Annotated in this window: 5 protein-coding genes; 2 read left to right on the top strand and 3 right to left on the bottom strand. The window is 37.2% G+C overall.

The window, feature by feature from the left end; genetic code table 11:
- Both H602_RS19330 and H602_RS18395 read left to right on the top strand, forming a co-directional pair.
- Positions 1-3952: T9SS type B sorting domain-containing protein (locus tag H602_RS19330; RefSeq protein WP_051224277.1), on the top strand; the 3952-nt coding region annotated here is incomplete at its 5' end.
- A gap of 12 nt (positions 3953-3964) precedes the next feature.
- Entirely contained in the window at positions 3965-4993 is a 1029-nt protein-coding gene (locus H602_RS18395) for a PorP/SprF family type IX secretion system membrane protein (protein WP_051224274.1), read from the top strand.
- A gap of 316 nt (positions 4994-5309) precedes the next feature.
- Here the strand turns inward: H602_RS18395 and H602_RS0107940 are convergent, their stop codons facing one another.
- The 3 genes from H602_RS0107940 to H602_RS18390 all read right to left on the bottom strand — a co-directional run bounded on the left by H602_RS0107940 (position 5310) and on the right by H602_RS18390 (position 7168).
- Positions 5310-5927 (bottom strand): YqaA family protein, encoded by a 618-nt coding sequence (locus tag H602_RS0107940; RefSeq protein ID WP_026977537.1) that lies wholly within the window; start codon positions 5925-5927, stop codon positions 5310-5312.
- A gap of 3 nt (positions 5928-5930) precedes the next feature.
- On the bottom strand, positions 5931-6560 hold the full coding sequence (locus H602_RS0107935; RefSeq protein WP_026977536.1) for a YqaA family protein: 630 nt from the start codon (positions 6558-6560) through the stop codon (positions 5931-5933).
- A gap of 197 nt (positions 6561-6757) precedes the next feature.
- Complete coding sequence (locus H602_RS18390; RefSeq protein ID WP_051224273.1) at positions 6758-7168, bottom strand: BLUF domain-containing protein; 411 nt, start codon at positions 7166-7168, stop codon at positions 6758-6760.
- Positions 7169-7245: the final 77 nt, after the last annotated feature.

Here is a 7245-nt window from a genome sequence, read left to right as displayed (position 1 = left end):
TCCAACAATTACTTCGCAACCTATTGCACTGCAAACTTTATGTTCAAATGCAATTCCCACCGATTTGGTTGTTACAGCAACGGGCGGAAATGGAACTTTTAATTATCAATGGTACAGCAATACTTTAAATTCAACAAGTGGTGGGACTTTGCTTACGGGAGCAACTTCTGCATCCTATACTCCGCCGACTGCGACCGTTGGCACTAAACATTATTACTGCTTAATTACACAATCTACATTAGGTTGTAATGCTACAAGTGCAATTTCCTCAGTAATTGTCAATCAATCTCCCACTGCTTCTATTCAGCCCATTTCTAACATTGCTTGTGTTGGTGCAATTTTGCCAATACTAACTGTCTCCCTCGAGAATGAGGCAGGAAGCGCAACTTATCAGTGGTACGTAAATAACGTTGACAACACTTCATCAGGTTTATTAATACCTTCCGAGACAAATCCAACGTTTAGCCCTACATCTACTGTAGAAGGAATATTCTATTATTATTGTATCATAAATTTTTCTGGAATAGTTGGTTCTTGCGCAACTGTAACTACGAATACATCAGAGATTACAATTAATCCAACAACAATAATTTCTCAAAATCCACTTGCCTTTCAAAAACTGTGTGTAGGTGTAACAATTGCAATTCCGCTAACCGCTTCTTATTTTGGTGGTACTGGAGTTGCATCGTACCAATGGTTTACTAACAGTACCAATGATACCTCGACGGGTACTGCTATTCCAGGAGCTACTGCCGATAATTTCACACCACCTGTTTTTATTACCGTTGGAAACTACTATTATTACGTAGAGATAGCTTTATCCGGAAATGGCTGTGGCGCAATTAAAAGCGCCGCTGCACAAATAGAAATTGTAGCCGATCCTACAGTAAGTACACAACCTCTTGCCGTTCAAACGCTATGTCAAGACGCAACGCCAGTAATTCTTTCCATCATCCCATCAGGCGGATTAGAAAATTTATACGCGTTCCAGTGGTACAGTTCAACAATGAATGATACAAGTTCAGGAACACTAATTTTAGGCGCTGTTACGAATTCTTACGTTCCACAAACAGCTCTTGAAGGAACCACTTATTACTATTGTGTAGTAAATCAAGCTACTGGTTCAGGTTGTAGCGTCACTTCCAATACAGCAACAGTCATTATAAATCCAGCACCGGCAATAAATGTTCAGCCGCAAGATGGTGCTTACTGTGTCAATCAAGTGGCAACACCGTTAACAGTTGCATTTACCAACGGAACTGGAACGCCAATTTATCAGTGGTTTTCAAATGCTACTAATTCGAATGCAGGCGGAACTTTAATCCCAGGTCAAACCAGTAGTACTTTTGCACCGTTAACTACTATTGCTGAAAACGTCTATTATTACGTAACAATCACTTTTCCAGAATTAACGGGAGGTTGCGAAGTCATAACTTCAAACACTGCCTTAATTACCATCAATCCGTTTCCGATTATTGCTAGTGAAAGCGAGACGATTTGCAGCAGCAATGCCTTTTCAATAGTGCCAGCTGACGGCAATGGAAATACAATTCCGGTAGGAACAACTTATACTTGGTCACAACCGTCGGTGATTCCTGCAGGAACAATAACGGGATTTTCAGCTCAGACAGTTCCTCAAACAGAAATCAGTCAGACCTTACTTAACACTACCACGAGTCCCGCAATGATAACGTACACGGTAACGCCAACTTCAGGAGTTTGTGCAGGTGCTAATTTTACAGTTTCAGTTACCGTAAATCCTTCGATAAATCCAAATGTAACTGTTACCAATAATACGTGTTTTGGAGTCAATAATGCCTCAATTAGTACCAACATTACTGGCGGAATTTCTCCCTATGCAATTTCGTGGACTGGACCAAATGGCTTTACCTCCTCGGCAACAACCCTTTCAAATATTGAACCTGGAACTTACACGATTACGATTGATGACGTTGGAAATTGTCCGTTCACGAATTCATATATCATTACGCAACCTGATGACATTTTAATAATTACTAACAGCCAAACCAACAGTACTTGCTTTGAAAGCAACGACGGTACGATTGATTTATCCATCATAGGTGGAACGGGTAGCTCTACTTATTCATGGACGAAAAACACTTTACCTTTTGCAAACACACAAGATTTGACCAGTTTAAGTCCAGGGATTTATTCCGTAACTGTATCAGATGAAAACAATTGTGGACCAAAAACACAAACTTTCACCATTACGGAGCCTCCGTTATTGGTTGTCTCTTTAGTAAATCAAAACAATATTGATTGCTTTGGAGCGTCAACTGGTACTATCAATGTCAATGCTGTTGGAGGTACAATTGCTTCAGCTTATACGTTTTCCTGGACAGGACCTAACGGCTTTATAAATAGCAATCAAAATATTTCTGATTTATTTCCTGGAACCTATAACCTTACCGTTACAGACGATAATGGCTGCCAGAAAACGTTGGAAGTAACGCTTTCCCAATCCCCAGAAATCTTAATTACTTTTGCCTCCACCGAAATATCCTGCTATGGAGCAAATGATGCAACACTTACCACCACAATTAGCGGTGGAAATGCGCCTTACACTTTTACTTGGAACAATTTATCAACTGTTTTAAACCAAAATAATCTTTCTGCTGGAGATTATATGATCACAGTCACAGATAATTTAGGGTGTATTAAAACAGCTACAATTAACATTCCAGAAGCTCCAATTTTTACTGTAAATCCAGTTGTTCAAAATGTAACGTGTTTCGGTGCCAACAATGGAAGTATTGCCCTTAACTTGATTGGAGGAATCGCGCCTGTAAGCCTAACATGGAATGACGGAAGTACCGCTGGTTTAACCAGAAATAACCTTTCACCGGGAACGTATACGGCAACAATTACCGACGGAAAACCTTGCGTAATTGTAAGAACGTTTATTATTGTCCAACCTCAACCGCTTGTTCTTGCGGCAAATCTTACAAATCCTACAAATTGCAGCAATGCGAATAGTGGTGCAATTGATTTAATCGTTTCAGGAGGAACGGCCCCGTTTACTTATACTTGGTCCAGTGGTTCCACTGCTGAAGATTTAAACAACTTACTAGAAGGCAATTACGCGGTAACAGTAATTGATGCAAAAGGATGTTCCGCTTCTGGACAATATAGTTTAATAAGACCTGCCCCGATTTCTATTAATGTCAAAACGCAAACTGATTTTGATTGTACGACTCGAACAGTTGCTCAAAATTTTCTAGCGCAAGCATCTGGCGGCGTGCCTCCCTTTACCTATCAATGGTCAAGCGGAACGTTCAGCGGTGACAACGGACAGATTATGACTACCCAGACCAATGGAACTGTTTTACTCACCGTTTTTGATAGTTTAGGCTGTAGCCAAATTTATACGGTAACCGTAGACAATCCGGTAATAGGTTTCTCGTCTTTTGAAACCATGTCTACCAGTTACACCTCTTTTGGATTTTATTCCATAAACGATGCAATCCAATTTTCAAGTAACATCACAGGAGATTATGAGTCGATGTTTTGGGATTTTGGCGACGGTACTTATTCAAGTGAATTAAATCCAATCCACACGTACACCATCGAAAAAGACTATTTGGTAACTCAAACCGTAACCTATCCGTTTGGTTGCGTTTACAAATACAACATGACTTTATCCATTGAAAAGGGTTACATTTTGGTCGTACCTACCGCTTTTTCACCAAACAGCGACGGCGTAAATGACAAATTTAGGCCAGTGACTAAAAATCTTTCCAATATAGTATTGGACATTTATGACAGTTGGGGTTCATTAATTTATTCCGAAAAAGGAAATGTAATTACAGGGTGGGATGGAAAAATTAAAGGTTTCAATGCCGAGAATGGAAACTATTACAGTAAAGTGGCTGCCGAAACTTTTTACGGTACCATTGTTTATGAAAACCAAACATTTGTACTAATAAAATAAACGCCACACCAAATGAAATCAAAATTAATTATTGTACTCTTACTAATTTGTTCCTTCCAAGCAAAGGCACAAGATCCTATATTTACACAGTATTATCTACTTCCCGAAACACTAAATCCAGCTTACACCGGGATTTCCAACACATGGAATGCCGGATTTGTACACCGGAGGCAATGGCCCGATGGCAATCGGAAAATGGATACACAATTTGCCTATGTCAATACCATTGTTAGTGATGAAGTAGGTTTAGGGATGACAGTTCTGAATCAAAATGAAGTGTTTACCAACTTGAATTATTTCAAAATAAATACCGCTATTTCGTACAAGGTCAACATTAATTATGAATGGCGCGTGCGATTTGGACTTGAAACTGGATTTGGGAGAAAAGATTACAACTTCCAGAATTTACTTTTGGAAGACCAAATTAACAGCAACACTGGCGCGATTAACCCAACTACAAGCGACCCAAGTGTGGGTGATTACAGAAATAAAATAAACTTTTTTGACGTAGCTGCAGGAATAGAATTTGACCAAGAAAACGCGTGGATTGGATTGTCCGTAAAACATTTAAACCGACCTAATGTTGCTTTTCGAGAGTTTGGAAATGTGCCACTTGATATGTTCCTTTCCGTTCATGGAGGTTATTATGTTGATTTTGCAAATAGCCCAAGAAGCATTTTACCTGAGAACTCAACGCTGCTATTGACTGCAAATTACATGAGACAAGGTCAATACAACCGACTGGATGTAGGCACAATAGTAGATTTTACACGTTTTGGCTTAGGTGTAATTGTAGCGACTAATCCTGAAGGAAAAAGTGAGAACAGTCACTTAGTAACATCCGTAAATCCCGTATTATCATTTAAAGCAAGCGAATTTACATTTGGATATTCATACGATTGGAATGTTTCGAAATTAGGAAGAACTCAAGGAATTCACGAAATTACCTTAATTTGGCAATCCAGCAGAAGATGCGACAGTTGCGATGATTATCGATTGAAATTAAAAAGAAATGGAGAGGAAGGTTACCCTTTGCGCTAAAGTTGTGAAACATACTTTTTCAAAAAAAAGCCACTATTTGAAGTCAAATAGTGGCTTTGATTTATAAACCAATTTATCTCTTGTCGAAAATTTGAATAAACTATGTGACGGAAAAATTCAATTTGCCCTCTTCATCAAAGCGAAGCATTAAGTTCAGAAAATTTTAATACATAATACTTCTCGCTTAGCAAAGGAGCTTTAGAAAAAAAATAACCAAAATCGCTTTTTAGCAAAATAATAATTCTTTGATCGCATCAGGTAATATCATTAACTGACTCAACTTTAGGTTTCATTCACAAAATTATCTACATCCGTACTAAGAACCCAGATATTTTATCAAGGCAAATCCTCCGATTAAGAGCACTGTAAATGCTAAAGCTAAAATATTAAAGTACTTTTCGATAAACATTTTGATACTTGAACCATACTTCCAGATCAACCAGCTGATCAAGAAAAAACGTGCTCCTCGACTGATAAGTGAAGCTATAGCAAACATAGCCAAGTTGATTTCAAAAGCTCCAGAACTGATTGTGAATACTTTATATGGAATTGGTGTAAAACCCGCTGTAAAAACAACCCAGAAATCCCATTCTATAAAAAGACTTCTGATACGTTCATATAATTCAAGTGAAAATCCTGGAACGTTTGTAAAAAAGAAATTGGCAAACGAAGAAAATTCTCCCGTAGAAGTGAGCCATAAAACATTTCCAATATAATACCCCACGAATGCACCTAAAACAGAACCTATAGTACAAATAAATGCGTATTTAAAAGCTTTGCCCGAAGCACCTAAAGCTAAAGCAATTAATAAAATATCCGGTGGAATTGGAAAAAAAATAGATTCGATAAATGCTAAAAGGAATAATGCCAAAGGGCCATATTTGGATTCTGACCAGCCGATGATCCAATCGTAAAGTTTTCTAAACCAATTCATGTACTAAAAAATTTGAAAGATAATTAATGCGTAGATTACAAAACGCACGTAACGGAACAACGCCCAAAGAAGATAATTCTTAAAATCGTATTTTATTAATCCACATGCTAAACTCACAATGGAATGCGGCAAAGGTAACATTGCTCCAATGAAAACAAACAATCCACCCCACTTTCTTAAATTATTGATGTGAATGGCAATTTTATTTTCGATATGGTTTTTTACTGCTGGAATTAAGAACAATCGATTTCCTAAGAAATAGGCAATAATTCCACCTAAATATGACATTGTAGCTAAAATAAACAAGAACAGCCATGGTGAAGCAGATTTTGAAGCCCAAGCGATAAAAATTTCAGGCGGCACCAATCCTAAAATCGTTTCCGATAATAGAAAGGATGAAAAAATAACTTTTGGAGAATAATTCGTTACAAGACTATCCAACATCGCGTTGAAATCCAGGAAGAAATATTCTAAAGCAAGTAATATTGTTACAAATACAACAATAGCAATACCACCCTTTATTGCCGTACTTCGCAAAAAAGAATAAAATTTGGTTATTTTATAATAGCGGTTAAAAACATGTAATCTATTGTTTAAAATCCTATTATTCACTGATTTATTGTGTTGTGCCATTCGATAATTCGTTTAAAACATTTACTAACTCATCCATCATACTTAAAATTAAATCTTGATATGCATTAGCAATTATCGAACCAATTCGAAACCAAAAGGAGAAATTTATGCCCAAAAATAAGGCAATTTTACTAATTAATTGTCAAGAAAGATCATTTAAATGCAAATAGAAAAATATCTTATTAAGCCTAAATTGACTAACCGCCCAAAAGCACTTTCCGCACCTCGGCCCAAAATGTCTGTAATGATTGCGTAGATTTATCAGATAGTTCGGCCATGCTGATCATATTGTATACAAAGTGTCGTACACTTTGGTCATTAGGTTCATAATAAGCCATATTCCACTCTGGAAAATACGCCTGTTCTATGCTGTTTTCGCCTAATAACGAAATATTGTGATGGCGGTCATCTGCTTTAATTTTCTCAAATAATTCAATCACATCTTCTTTTTTTCCCTCAAGAATCTGCACAAAATAGCCGTTGTGAAAAACCAAACAACCGGAAATATTTAAAGCAGCATTTTTGGAATTTGCCGTGGAAAGTATCGCATCCAAATCTTCTGTTTGAAATTCATTTCGAGCTTGAGAACGGTAATTTAATTGATACATAACTTTAGTTTTCGTTGATTATACGCAATTTCATTCTTGAATATAGACGTGTCAAATTTAATAAAAATATAATATGT

Source organism: Flavobacterium tegetincola DSM 22377 (genome assembly GCF_000425485.1).
Classification (GTDB): Bacteria; Bacteroidota; Bacteroidia; order Flavobacteriales; family Flavobacteriaceae; genus Flavobacterium; species Flavobacterium tegetincola.
The sequence above is the reverse complement of the archived record's forward strand: the minus strand, read 5'-3'. Positions and strand labels throughout refer to the sequence as shown.

Coding starts and splice junctions, on each gene's coding strand:
- H602_RS18390 (WP_051224273.1), bottom strand. CDS start 7,168: ATGTATCAATTAAATTACCGTTCTCAAGCTCGAAATGAATTTCAAACA.
- H602_RS0107940 (WP_026977537.1), bottom strand. CDS start 5,927: ATGAATTGGTTTAGAAAACTTTACGATTGGATCATCGGCTGGTCAGAA.
- H602_RS18395 (WP_051224274.1), top strand. CDS start 3,965: ATGAAATCAAAATTAATTATTGTACTCTTACTAATTTGTTCCTTCCAA.
- H602_RS0107935 (WP_026977536.1), bottom strand. CDS start 6,560: ATGGCACAACACAATAAATCAGTGAATAATAGGATTTTAAACAATAGA.